General features: G+C 56.5%; 13 protein-coding genes. 5 read left to right on the top strand and 8 right to left on the bottom strand.

Going from position 1 to position 15,024, the window contains the following annotated elements:
• Window positions 1-87: 87 nt before the first annotated feature.
• The 8 genes from C5687_RS12985 to syd form a co-directional block, all read right to left on the bottom strand.
• Window positions 88-1,227 (bottom strand): glycerate kinase, encoded by a 1,140-nt coding sequence (locus C5687_RS12985; protein WP_059384987.1) that lies wholly within the window; start codon window positions 1,225-1,227, stop codon window positions 88-90.
• A 77-nt stretch (window positions 1,228-1,304) separates the two neighbouring features.
• Window positions 1,305-2,642 carry a glucarate dehydratase gene (gudD, locus tag C5687_RS12980; protein WP_104557081.1) on the bottom strand — a complete coding sequence of 446 codons (1,338 nt, stop codon included), beginning with the start codon at window positions 2,640-2,642 and terminating at the stop codon, window positions 1,305-1,307.
• A gap of 15 nt (window positions 2,643-2,657) precedes the next feature.
• A complete protein-coding gene (locus tag C5687_RS12975) occupies window positions 2,658-3,998 on the bottom strand; it encodes an enolase C-terminal domain-like protein (protein WP_104557080.1) in 1,341 nt (446 codons plus the stop codon).
• Entirely contained in the window at window positions 3,998-5,353 is a 1,356-nt protein-coding gene (locus C5687_RS12970; protein ID WP_104557079.1) for an MFS transporter, read from the bottom strand. Before C5687_RS12970 ends, C5687_RS12975 begins: the two co-directional genes overlap by 1 nt.
• Before the next feature lie 335 nt (window positions 5,354-5,688).
• Window positions 5,689-6,138, bottom strand: a complete 450-nt coding sequence (locus C5687_RS12960; RefSeq protein WP_104557078.1) for a flavodoxin — start codon at window positions 6,136-6,138, stop codon at window positions 5,689-5,691.
• 24 nt (window positions 6,139-6,162) lie between these two features.
• Entirely contained in the window at window positions 6,163-6,939 is a 777-nt protein-coding gene (truC, locus tag C5687_RS12955; RefSeq protein ID WP_059384984.1) for a tRNA pseudouridine(65) synthase TruC, read from the bottom strand.
• Window positions 6,936-7,265: a YqcC family protein gene (locus C5687_RS12950; protein WP_094918907.1), complete on the bottom strand. Its 330-nt coding sequence runs from the start codon at window positions 7,263-7,265 to the stop codon at window positions 6,936-6,938. Before C5687_RS12950 ends, truC begins: the two co-directional genes overlap by 4 nt.
• Window positions 7,266-7,895: 630 nt before the next feature.
• A complete protein-coding gene (syd, locus tag C5687_RS12945; RefSeq protein ID WP_104557077.1) occupies window positions 7,896-8,441 on the bottom strand; it encodes a SecY-interacting protein in 546 nt (181 codons plus the stop codon).
• 69 nt (window positions 8,442-8,510) lie between these two features.
• Between syd and queF the strand changes: the two genes are divergently transcribed.
• The 5 genes from queF to xni all read left to right on the top strand — a co-directional run bounded on the left by queF (window position 8,511) and on the right by xni (window position 14,945).
• Complete coding sequence (gene queF / locus C5687_RS12940) at window positions 8,511-9,353, top strand: NADPH-dependent 7-cyano-7-deazaguanine reductase QueF (protein WP_095441249.1); 843 nt, start codon at window positions 8,511-8,513, stop codon at window positions 9,351-9,353.
• A gap of 116 nt (window positions 9,354-9,469) precedes the next feature.
• The gene (ppnN, locus tag C5687_RS12935) at window positions 9,470-10,834 is read left to right on the top strand and encodes a nucleotide 5'-monophosphate nucleosidase PpnN (RefSeq protein WP_025757045.1); all 1,365 of its coding nucleotides are present in this window, start codon (window positions 9,470-9,472) and stop codon (window positions 10,832-10,834) included.
• 514 nt (window positions 10,835-11,348) lie between these two features.
• Window positions 11,349-12,644: an HAAAP family serine/threonine permease gene (locus tag C5687_RS12925; protein ID WP_025757044.1), complete on the top strand. Its 1,296-nt coding sequence runs from the start codon at window positions 11,349-11,351 to the stop codon at window positions 12,642-12,644.
• A gap of 65 nt (window positions 12,645-12,709) precedes the next feature.
• A complete protein-coding gene (sdaB, locus tag C5687_RS12920; RefSeq protein WP_104557075.1) occupies window positions 12,710-14,077 on the top strand; it encodes an L-serine ammonia-lyase II in 1,368 nt (455 codons plus the stop codon).
• Window positions 14,078-14,189: 112 nt separating this feature from the next.
• Window positions 14,190-14,945, top strand: a complete 756-nt coding sequence (gene xni, locus C5687_RS12915; RefSeq protein ID WP_045286494.1) for a flap endonuclease Xni — start codon at window positions 14,190-14,192, stop codon at window positions 14,943-14,945.
• Window positions 14,946-15,024 lie beyond the last annotated feature (79 nt).

Below are 15,024 nucleotides of genomic sequence, written 5' to 3'. Positions count from 1 at the left end.
TAAAAGCCCGGTGGCGCTGCGCTTACCGGGCCTACAGGTGCACTAACGTAGGCCGGGTAAGGCGAAGCCGCCACCCGGCAATTACAGCTAAAATGCCTGCCCCACTTTCAGCACCGCCGCGATATTCCTTGCGGCCATCCTGACGTTCTCGCTGGCATTTTCCAGCGCGTCTTCCAGCGAACAGATGCTGTAGATCACGCTGAACACCGCATCAATGCCATGATCGTGTACCACGCCAACGTCCGCCGTCAGGCTCCCTGCGATGCCGATGACGGGTTTGTTAAAGCGTTTCGCCACTTTCGCCACGCCCACCGGGACTTTGCCGTGGATCGTCTGGCTGTCAATACGCCCTTCCCCCGTGATCACCAGATCCGCATCGGCCACCTGATCGGCCAGATGTAGCGCATCGGTCACAATCTCAATACCCTGGCGCAACTGCGCGCCGCAAAAGGCGTACAGTGCGGCGCCCATGCCACCCGCCGCGCCACCACCTGCCAGGTTCAGCACGTCGATATCCAGATCCCGGGCAATGACTCGCGCATACTGAGCAAGCGCGTTGTCCAGGGTGACAATCATTTCGGGTGTGGCCCCCTTTTGCGGACCAAATATGGCTGACGCCCCCTCCTTTCCCGTCAGGGGATTGGTGACATCGCAGGCGACCTCAATCCGGCACTCCGCCAGACGTTGATCCAGACCACTCAGGTCGATTCGCGCGAGTTTTCCCAGCTCGCGCCCGCCCAGGCCAAGGGACTCTCCACTGGCGTCCAGCAGTTTCGCGCCCAGCGCCTGCACCATTCCGGCTCCGCCGTCGTTGGTCGCACTTCCCCCGATCCCGATGATGATATGCTTAACGCCTGCATCCAGAGCGTGGCGGATAAGTTCCCCCGTGCCCCAGGAGGTCGTTTTCAGCGGATCGCGCTGCGCAGGCGCAACCAGCTCCAGACCGCTTGCCGCCGCCATTTCAATAAAGGCGCTTTGCTCGTCACCGGAGATCCCGTAAAACCCTTCCACCCGCTCGCCCAGGGGACCGGTCACCGGAACATGCACCATTCGCCCCTGCGTTGCCGCGATCATCGCCTCAACCGTGCCTTCGCCACCGTCCGCAACCGGCAGTTTGACGTAAACCGCCTCGGGAAAGATCTCGCGGAAACCACGCTCTATCGCTGTCGCGACCTCGAGCGCACTTAAACTTTCCTTATACGAGTCCGGTGCGATAACAATTTTCATAAGCCATCCTTACGCATAGTCGTTACGTTAAGCATACACTACGTAAAGAACCGCTCATGGGAGCGGTCCCATTGCGTTTATCGTACCATGCACGGACGTTTATTGTCGAATGCCCAGTCTGGGATCAGGTACTGCATCGCCATCGCGTCGTCGCGGGCGCCCAGACCGTGTTTCTGATACAGCTCGTGGGCCTTCATGACCTGGTCCATATCCAGTTCAACGCCTAACCCCGGCGTGGAAGGCACCTGCACCATGCCACCTTTGATCTCAAACGGTGCTTTGGTCAGGCGCTGATTCCCTTCCTGCCAGATCCAGTGCGTATCGATAGCGGTGATCGTGCCCGGTGCGGCAGCGGCAACGTGGGTGAACATCGCCAGCGACACATCGAAGTGATTGTTGGAGTGCGAGCCCCAGGTCAGGCCAAACTCATGGCACATCTGCGCCACGCGTACCGACCCCTGCATTGTCCAGAAGTGCGGGTCCGCCAGTGGAATGTCGACAGACTGCAGTGACAGGGTGTGTCCCATCTGACGCCAGTCGGTGGCAATCATGTTGGTCGCGGTCGGCAGCCCCGTGGCACGACGGAACTCGGCCATCACTTCCCGGCCAGAGAAACCCTGTTCAGCCCCGCACGGATCCTCCGCATAGGCCAGCACGCCCTTCAGCTGCTTGCCGATGGCGATCGCTTCATTAAGCGACCAGGCACCATTCGGATCCAACGTCACGCGCGCCTGCGGGAAACGTTTTGCCAGCGCGGTGATGGCTTGCGCTTCTTCCTCCCCGGCCAGCACGCCGCCCTTCAGTTTGAAATCGTTGAAGCCATATTTTTCGTACGCGGCTTCCGCCAGACGCACCACCGCGTCCGGGGTCATCGCCTCGTCGTGGCGGAGCCGGTACCAGTCGCATTTGTCATCCGCCTGGCTCTGATAGGGCAGAGGCGTCAGCTTGCGGTCGCCGACAAAGAACAGATAGCCCAGCATTTCCACTTCGCTGCGCTGCTGACCCTCGCCCAACAGCGAGGCAACGTTAACCCCCAGATGCTGACCCAGCAGATCCAGCATCGCGGCTTCAATGCCGGTCACCACGTGAATGGTGGTGCGCAGATCGAACGTCTGCAGACCACGACCTCCGGCATCGCGGTCGGCAAAGGTGTTGCGCACGGTATTGAGAACATATTTGTACTCACCCAGCGTTTTGCCCACCACCAGCGGGATGGCCTCTTCCAGCGTTTTGCGGATCTTCTCCCCGCCCGGAATTTCCCCCACGCCGGTGTGGCCAGCATTGTCTTTGATAATCACAATATTGCGGGTAAAGAATGGCGCATGTGCGCCGCTCAGGTTCATCAACATGCTGTCATGGCCCGCAACCGGTATGATCTGCATGGCGGTGACGACAGGGGTAGAAAAAGTACTCATCGTTCAATCCTTTTATCAGTGACGTCCGAAAACAGGGCGCTTACGGTCAAATGTCCAGCCGGGAATAAGGTACTGCATTGGGCCCGCGTCGTTACGCGCGCCGCCCGGCAATTTTTTATACGCCTCATGAGCTTTGTGGATCTGATCCCAGTCAGGCTCCACGCCCAGGCCCGGCGCATCCGGTACGGCAATCTTGCCCTGTTTGATTTCCAGCGGATTTTTTGTCAGGCGGGCTTCACCCTCCTGCCAAATCCAGTGGGTGTCGATGGCGGTCGGGTTACCCGGCGCTGCCGCGCCAACGTGGGTAAACATCGCCAGCGAAATATCGAAGTGGTTGTTCGAGTGACAGCCCCAGGTCAGGCCCCACTCATCGCACAGCTGCGCCACGCGCACCGCGCCTGAAAGCGTCCAGAAGTGAGGGTCCGCCAGCGGAATATCGACGGCGTTCAGCATCACCGCATGCCCCATTTCACGCCAGTTGGTGGCGATCATATTGGTCGCCACCGGCAGCCCGGTGGCACGACGAAACTCGGCCATCACTTCACGGCCCGAGAAGCCCTGCTCCGCACCACAAGGATCTTCCGCATAGGTCAGAACATCCTGCAGCCCTTTGCACAGGCTAATCGCTCCCTCCAGCAGCCATGCGCCGTTCGGATCAACGGTAATGCGTGCCTCCGGAAAGCGCTTTTTCAACGCCCGGGCCGTTTCAATCTCCTGCTCGCCGGGCAGCACGCCGCCCTTCAGTTTGAAATCCTTAAAGCCGTAGCGATCCTGTGCGGCCTCGGCCAGACGAACTACCGCTGCACTGGAGAGCGCCTCCTGGTGGCGCAGGTGATACCAGTCGTGGTCACCCGTGGATCGCGCCAGGTAAGGGAGATCGGTTTTATTGCGATCGCCCACGTAGAACAGATAGCCCAGCACCGTCACCGCATCCCGCTGTTTGCCCGGCCCCAGCAGCTCGCAAACCGGGACATTCAGCGCCTGACCCAGCAGATCGAGCAGGGCGGCCTCCAGTGCGGCAACCGCGTTGACGCGCAGTTCAAACGTCCAGGCACCTTTCCCGAACGTGTCAAAGTCTGCCGACTGATTGCCCTTATGCACCCGGTGAACCAGCTTATTCAGACGGGCAATCTCCTGACCCACCACCTGCGGAATGGCATCGACCAGCGTCTGGTAAATGACCTCACCGCCAGGGGCTTCACCCACGCCGGTATGCCCTGCGCTGTCTTTCAGCACCACGATATTACGGGTAAACCAGGCGTTATGGGCGCCGCCAATATTGAGCAGCATGCTGTCCTGGCCAGCCACCGGGATAACTTTCATCTCCGTGACGATTGGGCTCGATTGCGTTGTCATCAGCCACGCTCCCCAACAGGTTTAAGCTCGACGCGTTTGATATCGCCTACCAGCACCAGATAGCTCAGCACCGCGACCAGCGCATGCACCCCCACATAAATCAGCGCACCGTTGAAAGATCCGGTCGTGCCGACGATGTAACCGATAGCGATTGGCGTAACAATCCCGGAGATATTGCCGAACATATTGAACAGACCGCCGCTCAGGCCGCTGATCTCCTTCGGTGCCGTATCCGCCATCACTGCCCAGCCGAGCGCGCCGATGCCTTTGCCGAAGAAGGCCATCGCCATAAAGCCGATAATCATCCATTCCGCATTCACATAGTTACAGAACACCATGGTCATGGAGAGCAGCATACCGAGCACAATCGGCGTTTTACGCGCGATGTTCAGTGAACCCGTGCGGCGCATCAGCCAGTCAGAGATCACCCCGCCGAGCACGCCCCCTACGAAGCCGCAGATTGCCGGGACCGAGGCAACAAATCCCGCCTTCAGAATCGACATGCCGCGGGCCTGCACCAGGTACACCGGGAACCAGGTGATGAAAAAGTAGGTTAAGGCGTTAATGCAGTACTGACCCAGATAGATCCCGATCATCATCCTGGAGCCAACGAGCTGTTTGATCTGCGCCCATTTCTGGCTGAACGGGACTTTCGCCGTCGCGGCTTTTTGATCCATATTGATCAGCGCGCCACCTTCTGCGATGTACTCCAGCTCTTTTTTATTCACGCCAGGGTGCTGGCTGGGTTCGTGGATCACTTTCAGCCAGACAAAGCTGATAATGATCCCCAGTCCGCCCATAAAGAAGAAGACGTGCGACCAGCCCACCTCATGCGTCAGCCAGCCCATAATGGGGGCAAAGATTACCGTGGCGAAGTACTGTGCAGAGTTAAAAATCGCCACCGCCGTTCCCCTCTCCTGCGCCGGGAACCAGGCGGCCACAATGCGGCTGTTGCCGGGGAAAGAAGGGGCTTCCGCTAAGCCCACCAAGAAGCGCAGCGTGAAGAGTGCGACGATGATGCCAAATCCGCTGAACACATCGACGAATCCCTGTAACAGGGTGAAGGCAGACCAGATGAAGATGGACCAGAAATAGACCCGTTTCGAGCCAAAACGGTCCAGAAGCCAGCCGCCTGGAATCTGCCCGATGACGTAGGCCCATGAGAACGCAGAGAAAACGTAACCCATGCCCACGGGATCAAGACCGATGTCTTTCGCCATTTCCGAGCCGGCAATCGACAGCGTGGCGCGGTCACCATAGTTAAAGGATGTGACGATAAACAGCATCACCACTATCCAGTAGCGGGCATTGGTGCGCTTTTCAGCGCGGCTCGCTGCGTGGCTTAATGTACTCATTGTTGCACTCCTGAAACATAGCTTTCGCCAGGTTCATTCTGTACAGCACCGGTAGGGTAATCAGAATGAGATTTATGTTTTGTCGTTTTGGTACGGCCTGCAGCCGTTTTATCGTGACCGGAAAAGTATATGAAGGAGTGACACGTTCTCTCACCGTGCAAAAACACAGTATTAAAGGGTGTGAGGGAGGTTGTTTAGGGCATAAGCCCAGAGGAGTGGAAGGTGGTTCACGGAAATGGCGTTTGGTGCGGGGTGTAATGCCGGGTGGCGGCTACGCCTGACCCGGCCAGGAAAACCCGTAGGCCCGCGCAAGCGAAGCGCCGCCGGGCAGAGTGTTATTTGAGAAGTGAGGCCCAGTTCTCCACCCACGGGTTTGATTCACTCTCGGGTTCTGGGTGTTCGCCCGCGTCAATCATCAGCATCTCGCCAACGCGCTGGGCGCTCTGCTCCTGGAGGAGCGCATCGAACTGCTTGCCGCCGCCGCAGAAGTTAGCGTACGAGCTGTCGCCGAGGGCAATGATGCCGTAGTGAACGTCAGGCTGATAGCCAAGCTGCTCTTTAATGCCCTGGAACAGCGGCACGATGCTGTCCGGCAGATCACCCTGCCCGGTGGTGGAGGTCACCAGCAGAATGTATTTATCTTTATATTTTTCCCAGTCCGCCAGCGCCGGGTCTTCATAGACCGTGGCTTTATGGCCCTTGCCTGCCAGAATCGCCTCAGCCTCTTCCGCAACCAGCAGCGAGTTGCCGTACATTGTGCCGACAAAAATGCCTACTTCAGCCATGATATTTTCCCTTTTTGAATACGCTTATTGTTCATCCTGAACGTTGCCTGATACAAACTCAACCCTTTCATTTTCGGGGAGTTGTCCCAGCCAGCCAAACTGTGACAGCGCCTGCATCCAGACGTCATCCAGCCCCGCGCGGATAGTCAGCGGTTCGCCGGTAAACGGGTGCGTCAGGCTGAGCTCGCTGGCGTGTAACATCAGACGGTTGCAGCCAAAATGTTCGGCCGCGCTGCGGTTCTGGCGCAAATCACCGTGTTTGCTATCGCCAATAATCGGATGACGCAGATGCTTCAGGTGTCGGCGAAGCTGGTGTTTACGCCCGGTTTTCGGCAAAAGCTCCACCAGACTGTAACGCGTGGTGGGAAATTTGCCGGTGGCGACCGGCATGTCGGTGGTCGCCATACCGCGATAATCCGTCACAGCAGGCTGCGGGCCCTTATCATCGCGGGCAAATTTATCGGCGATTTTGTCCAGTTCCTCCACCAGCGGATAGTCCAGGGTGGCGGAGTCGGTCAGCCAGCCACGTACGATGGCGTGGTAGCGTTTCTGGATCTGGTGCTGTTCGAACTGCTGCGCCAGCAGACGCCCTGCTTCGCTGGAAAGCCCCATCAGCAGCACGCCGGAGGTCGGCCTGTCGAGACGATGGGCAGTAAACACATGCTGACCAATCTGGTCGCGCACGGTTTGCATCACCACCACTTTCTCGTCGCGATCCAGCCAGCTTCGGTGCACCAGCCAGCCTGACGGTTTGTTCACCGCCACCAGCCATTCATCCTGATAGAGGATCTCAAGCGTCATGCATCTTCACCGGCAAACAGGGCATCCAGTTTTTCCAGTTCGACCAGCATCACGTCGCGCGCAGGGTGCGTCGCCTCCAGCGCCATTTCATAATAGGGAGAAACAGCAAACGCCTGCGGCAACGGGTGTCCGCCTTCAAGCAACGCGTGCATCCGCGGAAGCAAAACCCACTGGAGCCACTCGAAAGGTGCCAGCGTATCCAGGCAGAAGGGCTGGGTGCTCGCGAACGCTTCTGGCTGCGGCGCGGTCTCCTGCCACAGCTGATGTTGGCGCAAAAGGGCTTCGATGGCGTGCAACTGAGCACGAACGCTATCGTGATGCGTCATAGTAACCTCAACTGAAAAAGTGAACGGCGCGCAGCATAGCATTGCGAAAGGCAGAAATAAAAAAAGGGAGCACTGTAAAAACAGTGCTCCCGGTTCGTTTCGCAGCATTCCAGCTACAATTCGTGCTCCCTGCTCATCCGTGACAACTTTTCCTGAAGCCCGAAGGCCTGGTCATCCGTAAACCGATGCATCCTGCACACATCTTCCTGACGTGTCTGTTTCATCCTGAAACGTCCTGGCCTTCCTGACCCACCGACCATCCTGACCGGTTCTCGTTCTCCTTCCTGGAGGTGTCCCTTACGCTTCCTGCGTTATCCACTTGCTTCATCCTGAAGCCTTCCTGCAGCGCCATCCTGACGTGTCCTGTGTAAGAAACGTCATCATCCTGATGTTCGTTTCTTGTGTCGGCGTCCTGTCGACGGAGATAGAATCCGCTATTCCGCTTCGTCTTACAACCCACCCTGTCAGGCGTGTAAGCCGTAAGAAACCGCGAAATCCGAAGCGATGATCCAGTAATTCGTTGAAATACAGCGTGATATTAATCTTAATCGAATAAGGTAATACTGAATGATCCAGCGATCTCTCACAAACCTTGTAAGAGATCTCTCACACGCGGTGTAGCATCATGGATTACAGAAGCGGCTCAAGTCGGGTAAGGAAATCCGCAAGAAAGGGGGCGAGAGTCTCGCGATTGCGGGTGCCGATGGTCTCTTTAACCACTTCTCCGGACAGGTTACAGACGGAGATAACATCCAGTTCGCTGTCGAGTGTGGCGATAAAGAGCGTCGGAGAAAGCTTAAGGCGTTTTTGCGTGACCAGATGACCAATCAGGTTTTCCTGAACACGCTGCAGATCGTCTTCGCTCCAGGTCTGCAACAGCGTCAGCGTCATGTCCGCAAAGCGCGCAGGCATATCCCCTGCAAACTGCGTGGCATAAAACGCATGAACCGCTGGTTGTACCACAATGTCCATTGCCCGTTCAACCGCATTTACATTTTGCTCGCCGGTATTGGGCTTCGGCTGCCAGATCACGTAATCGTCGGGCGAAGAGATAATGCAGGGTGAGGGTACACCATATAAATCAGCGCTTTGCGGCCATGTACCGTGCTTTTCATGCCAGGCATCGCAATAGCGGGTGGTGAAGGTAGTCAGGGCATTTGCAGTTTCGATGTCCACCGATTTCTCTCTTCTTGTCAGACAGGATAAACTCAGGGCATAAGTGTACCTGTAAAGTGGCTATGAAACATGTCTTACGAAAATCATCAGGCGTTAACCGGCTTAACGCTGGGTAAATCGACCGACTACCGCGATACCTACGATGCCAGCCTGCTGCAGGGCGTACCGCGCAGCCTGAATCGCGATCCGCTGGGTCTGCATGCGGACGCGCTGCCGTTTGTCGGCGGGGATATCTGGACGCTGTACGAACTCTCATGGCTCAACGCCCGTGGGCTACCGCAGGTGGCGGTGGGCCACGTTGAGCTGGATCACGCCAGCCAGAATCTGGTGGAATCCAAAAGCTTCAAGCTCTATCTCAACAGTTTTAACCAGACCAGATTCAACAGCTGGGACGACGTTCAGCACACGCTGGAACGTGATTTAAGCGCCTGTGCGCAGGGCAAGGTAAGCGTTTCACTGTATCGCCTGCACGAGCTGGAAGGGCAGCCGATTGCCCACTTCAACGGGACCTGCATCGACGATCAGGACATCGAGGTGGATAACTATGAATTCAGCGCCGATTACCTCGAAAACGCGGCAAGCGGAAAGGTGGTCGACGAGACGCTGGTCAGCCATCTGCTGAAATCCAACTGCCTGATAACCCACCAGCCGGACTGGGGCTCGGTGCAGATCCAGTACCGCGGCCCGAAAATCGACCGTGAAAAGCTGCTGCGCTATCTGGTGTCGTTCCGCCATCACAACGAATTCCACGAGCAGTGCGTGGAGCGCATCTTCAGCGACATCCAGCGTTTCTGCCAGCCAGAGAAACTGAGCGTGTATGCGCGCTACACCCGCCGTGGTGGTCTGGACATTAACCCGTGGCGGACCAATACCGATTTTGTGCCTGCGACGGGCCGGCTGGTGCGTCAGTAAGATAATTATTTTCACAATATGCGCGGTTTGTTCCGCGCTTTAGGTTGTGAAACGTCACGCGCCAGGGCTATTGTAATCAACAGGGAAAGACGATAATCGTCCCGTAAGGAGCTCACTTGATTACACATATTAGCCCACTTGGCTCAATGGATATGTTGTCGCAGCTGGAAGTGGACATGCTTAAACGCACGGCCAGCAGCGATCTTTATCAACTGTTTCGTAACTGTTCACTTGCCGTACTGAACTCCGGAAGCCTGACAGATAACAGTAAAGAACTGCTGTCCCGCTTCGAAAGCTTTGATATCAACGTGCTGCGACGCGAGCGTGGCGTGAAACTTGAAGTCATCAACCCACCGGAAGAAGCCTTCGTCGACGGACGTATCATTCGTTCACTTCAGGCTAACCTGTTTGCCGTGCTGCGCGACATCCTGTTTGTTAACGGGCAGATCCACAACGCCGGCCGCTTCCAGCATCTCGACCTGGAAAGCTCAGTCCATATCACCAACCTGGTGTTCTCCATTTTGCGCAACGCCCGTGCCCTGCACGTTGGCGAAGCACCCAATATGGTCGTCTGCTGGGGCGGCCACTCAATTAACGAAACCGAATATCTCTACGCCCGTCGGGTGGGAACACAACTCGGCCTGCGTGAACTGAACATCTGTACCGGTTGCGGCCCGGGCGCCATGGAGGCGCCAATGAAAGGTGCCGCGGTGGGGCATGCTCAGCAGCGTTACAAAGAGGGACGCTTTATCGGCATGACCGAGCCGTCCATCATCGCCGCTGAACCACCTAACCCACTGGTTAACGAGCTGATTATCATGCCGGATATCGAGAAACGTCTTGAGGCGTTTGTCCGTATCGCCCACGGTATTATCATCTTCCCGGGCGGCGTAGGAACGGCGGAAGAGCTGCTCTATCTGCTGGGGATCCTGATGAACCCGGCGAACAAAGATCAGGTGCTGCCGCTGATCCTGACCGGGCCAAAAGAGAGCGCCGACTACTTCCGCGTGCTGGACGAGTTTATCGTGCATACGCTGGGCGAAACCGCGCGCCGCCACTATCGCATCATCATTGATGATGCCGCGGAAGTGGCGCGTCAGATGAAAAAAGCGATGCCGCTGGTGAAAGAAAACCGCCGTGATACCGGGGATGCCTACAGCTTTAACTGGTCAATCCGCATTGCGCCGGACCTGCAGATCCCGTTCGAGCCAACGCATGAGAATATGGCAAACCTGAAACTGTATCCGGATCAGCCGGTGGAAGTGCTGGCGGCCGACCTGCGTCGCGCCTTCTCCGGCATTGTGGCGGGTAACGTTAAAGAGGTAGGTATCCGCGCTATCGAGCAGCATGGTCCGTACAAGATCCACGGCGATCCGGAAATGATGCGCCGCATGGACGACATGCTGCAGGGCTTTGTTGCGCAACACCGCATGAAGCTGCCGGGCTCTGCCTATATTCCTTGCTACGAAATCTGCACATAACGCTTAGCAGCGTCTCACCAAAGCCGGGTCGCCCTGTCGCGTATCCCGGCTTTTTTATTACCAAAGCAATTCATATATATCCCTTATGTGATTTACAAAGTTTTCACATACGCAAACGATTACTTCGTTTTTGCGACCGTAAATTATCAGCCTTAATCAAAATTACCTGCCAGAAAATCCTAAAAACCTGCTTCTTTACAGCTAAAGACACCTATATCACGGACCAGTCTTTCAGCCCACATGTCGTTGGTGGTAGCCTTCGCGCCCGTAAATTCTCTTTGATGTTTTTTTAACAGATAAATGGTCTAAAGATGCCCACATCATAAGTGGATTATTGCATTTGGGATCAGGATCACTGATAGATTCATAACTAGAATGTATCTTTCCGCCCGCCAATAGTTACGGGTGAAAATTATTAAAAAACCGTCACTGAACGAATTTCATATTACCGTCAGGCACTTTTTCATCGGATTTGACTAAAAACCTGACAATTCGCTTCCTCCAGGAGATACAGATGGAAACCACTCAAACCAGCACCGTTGCTTCGATTGAATCCCGAAGTGGTTGGCGCAAAACGGATACCATGTGGATGCTTGGCCTTTACGGCACAGCAATCGGCGCTGGTGTACTGTTCCTTCCTATCAACGCAGGCGTCGGCGGTCTGATCCCGCTGATCATTATGGCAATCATTGCTTTCCCGATGACCTTCTTCGCACACCGCGGACTGACCCGCTTTGTGCTGTCCGGTAAAAATCCGGGTGAAGACATCACTGAAGTGGTTGAAGAACATTTCGGCGTGGGTGCAGGTAAACTGATTACCCTGCTCTACTTCTTCGCGATTTACCCTATCCTGCTGGTCTACAGCGTGGCGATCACCAACACCGTTGAAAGCTTCATGACGCACCAGCTGCACATGACGCCACCACCACGTGCGATTCTGTCTCTGATCCTGATTGTGGGCATGATGACCATTGTGCGCTTTGGTGAGCAGATGATTGTTAAAGCGATGAGCGTGCTGGTGTTCCCGTTTGTGGCTGCGCTGATGTTACTGGCCTGCTACCTGATCCCACAGTGGAACGGTGCCGCGCTGGAAACCCTGTCCCTGAGCAGCGCATCTGCAACCGGTAACGGTCTGCTGATGACCCTGTGGCTGGCAATCCCGGTCATGGTCTTCTCCTTCAACCACTCTCCAATCATCTCTTCTTTCGCCGTGGCGAAACGTGAAGAGTACGGTAATGGTGCTGAGAAGAAGTGCTCCAGCATTCTGGCACGCGCTCACATCATGATGGTGCTGACCGTTATGTTCTTCGTATTCAGCTGCGTACTGAGCCTCTCCCCGGCGGATCTGGCGGCAGCGAAAGAGCAGAACATCTCTATTCTGTCTTACCTGGCAAACCACTTTAACGCACCGCTGATTGCGTGGATGGCACCGATCATCGCGATGATCGCCATCACCAAATCCTTCCTCGGCCACTACCTGGGCGCACGTGAAGGCTTCAACGGTATGGTGATTAAATCTCTTCGCGGTAAAGGCAAGAGCATTGAAATCAGCAAGCTGAACAAAATCACTGCGCTGTTCATGCTGGTGACCACCTGGGCTGTTGCCACCCTGAACCCAAGCATCCTGGGCATGATTGAAACCCTGGGCGGCCCGGTTATCGCGATGATTCTGTTCCTGATGCCGATGTACGCGATTCAGAAAGTCCCTGCTATGCGTAAATACAGCGGTCATGTGAGCAACGTCTTTGTGGTTATCATGGGGCTTATCGCTATCTCTGCGATCTTCTACTCCCTGTACACCATGTTCTGATTATCACCCGCGCCGTCCCTGGACGGCGCACTCCTTCCTCTCTGACTGAAAGCAATGGACGCATCATGATTAGCGTATTCGATATCTTCAAAATCGGTATTGGTCCTTCCAGCTCTCACACCGTCGGACCGATGAAAGCCGGTAAGCAGTTCACGGATGACTTGATTGCACGCGGCATTCTGCACGACGTCACCCGCGTGGTTGTCGATGTGTACGGCTCGCTTTCCCTGACCGGGAAAGGTCACCATACCGATATCGCCATTATCATGGGCCTGGCGGGAAACCTGCCGGATACCGTTGATATTGATGCGATCCCTGGCTTCATCCAGGACGTTAATACCCACGGTCGCCTGCTGCTGGCAAACGGCGAACACGAAGTGGAATTCCCGGTTGATCGCTGCATGAATTTCCATGCCGACAACCTGTCGCTGCACGAAAACGGTATGCGTATTACCGCGCTGGCAGGCGATAACGCGGTATACAGCCAGACTTACTACTCTATCGGCGGCGGTTTTATCGTCGACGAAGACCACTTTGGTCAAACCTGCACCTCCTCTGTCGAGGTGCCGTATCCGTACAAAACGGCGGCGGATCTCCAGCGTCACTGCCAGGAGACGGGACTTTCCCTCTCCGGTCTGATGATGAAAAACGAGCTGGCCCTGCACAGTAAAGAAGAACTGGAACAGCACTTTGCAAACGTCTGGGAAGTGATGCGCGGCGGTATTGAGCGCGGGATCACCACCGAAGGCGTCCTGCCGGGCAAGCTTCGCGTACCGCGTCGTGCCGCCGCGCTGCGTCGTATGCTGGTGAGCACCGACAAAACGACAACGGACCCGATGGCCGTCGTGGACTGGATCAACATGTTCGCTCTGGCGGTAAACGAAGAGAACGCTGCCGGGGGCCGGGTGGTCACTGCGCCGACCAACGGTGCCTGCGGCATTGTTCCGGCGGTGCTGGCGTACTACGACAAGTTTATCCGTGAAGTGAACGCGAACTCTCTGGCGCGCTACCTGCTGGTCGCCAGTGCGATTGGTTCCCTGTACAAGATGAACGCCTCGATTTCCGGCGCGGAAGTGGGCTGCCAGGGTGAAGTTGGCGTGGCGTGCTCCATGGCTGCGGCAGGCCTGGCAGAGCTGCTGGGCGCAAGCCCGGCGCAGGTATGCATTGCGGCCGAAATCGGCATGGAACACAACCTGGGGCTGACCTGTGACCCGGTTGCCGGACAGGTACAGGTTCCGTGCATCGAGCGTAACGCGATCGCCTCCGTGAAGGCGGTTAACGCGGCGCGTATGGCGCTGCGCCGCACCAGCGAGCCGCGTGTCTGTCTCGATAAGGTTATCGAAACCATGTATGAAACCGGTAAAGATATGAACGCCAAATACCGCGAAACCTCGCGCGGGGGCCTGGCGATGAAGATCGTGACCTGCGATTAAGCCTCTCAGGAAGCCTCGTTTTGCGAGGCTTCTTCCTGTTTTCCCCACCATTCATAGTTTCATGCTGCTGACAGTGTTACCCTTCCTGCATTAGATAGAAGGGAGATTATCTGTGGCTGTTCATTTGCTCATCGTCGACGCGCTCAACCTGATTCGCCGGATCCACGCGGTGCAAGGCACGCCCTGTAAGGACACCTGTCTGCATGCGCTGGAGCAACTCATTCGCCACAGCGAACCGACGCATGTCGTGGCGGTGTTTGATGACGAAGCACGCAACAGCGGCTGGCGACACCAGCGTTTACCGGACTATAAAGCCGGACGCGCCCCCATGCCGGACGATTTGCATGCAGAAATGCCGATGATCCGCTCGGCATTCGAGCAGCGTGGCGTGCCCTGCTGGGGGGCTCAGGGCAATGAAGCTGACGATCTGGCGGCCACGCTGGCGGTGAAGGTTGCCAGCGCCGGACATCAGGCGACGATCGTCTCAACCGATAAAGGCTACTGCCAGCTGCTCTCTCCCACTATCCGCATCCGCGATTACTTCCAGAAACGCTGGCTCGACGCCCCGTTTATTGCCGGTGAATTTGGCGTCTCGCCAGAACAGTTGCCTGACTACTGGGGTCTGGCAGGGATAAGTAGCTCGAAGGTTCCGGGTGTGGCGGGCATAGGGCCGAAGAGTGCCGCCCAGCTGCTGACGGATTTTCAGAGTCTGGAAGGTATTTACGCCCGTCTGGACGAGGTGCCAGAAAAATGGCGCAAGAAGCTGGAAGCGCACAAAGAGATGGCGTTTATCTGCCGGGAGGTGGCAACGCTACAGACGGATTTGCAGCTGGACGGGAATTTGCAGCAGTTGAGGTTAGAGCGTTAACGCCCCCTCACCCTAACCCTCTCCCCATAGGGGAGAGGGGATCGCTCGGTGCTGTCTTTTCTCCCTCGCCCCTTCGGGG

This window comes from Enterobacter sichuanensis (assembly GCF_002939185.1).
Lineage (GTDB): Bacteria > Pseudomonadota > Gammaproteobacteria > Enterobacterales > Enterobacteriaceae > Enterobacter > Enterobacter sichuanensis.
Note: the sequence above shows the minus strand (reverse complement) of the source record. Positions and strands in the feature narration are given on the sequence as shown.

Bases quoted from the DNA above. Each gene is read 5' to 3' on its own strand.
- C5687_RS12985 (WP_059384987.1), bottom strand. From the start codon at position 1,227: ATGAAAATTGTTATCGCACCGGACTCGTATAAGGAAAGTTTAAGTGCG.
- gudD (WP_104557081.1), bottom strand. From the start codon at position 2,642: ATGAGTACTTTTTCTACCCCTGTCGTCACCGCCATGCAGATCATACCG.
- C5687_RS12975 (WP_104557080.1), bottom strand. From the start codon at position 3,998: ATGACAACGCAATCGAGCCCAATCGTCACGGAGATGAAAGTTATCCCG.
- C5687_RS12970 (WP_104557079.1), bottom strand. From the start codon at position 5,353: ATGAGTACATTAAGCCACGCAGCGAGCCGCGCTGAAAAGCGCACCAAT.
- C5687_RS12960 (WP_104557078.1), bottom strand. From the start codon at position 6,138: ATGGCTGAAGTAGGCATTTTTGTCGGCACAATGTACGGCAACTCGCTG.
- truC (WP_059384984.1), bottom strand. From the start codon at position 6,939: ATGACGCTTGAGATCCTCTATCAGGATGAATGGCTGGTGGCGGTGAAC.
- C5687_RS12950 (WP_094918907.1), bottom strand. From the start codon at position 7,265: ATGACGCATCACGATAGCGTTCGTGCTCAGTTGCACGCCATCGAAGCC.
- queF (WP_095441249.1), top strand. From the start codon at position 8,511: ATGTCTTACGAAAATCATCAGGCGTTAACCGGCTTAACGCTGGGTAAA.
- C5687_RS12925 (WP_025757044.1), top strand. From the start codon at position 11,349: ATGGAAACCACTCAAACCAGCACCGTTGCTTCGATTGAATCCCGAAGT.
- sdaB (WP_104557075.1), top strand. From the start codon at position 12,710: ATGATTAGCGTATTCGATATCTTCAAAATCGGTATTGGTCCTTCCAGC.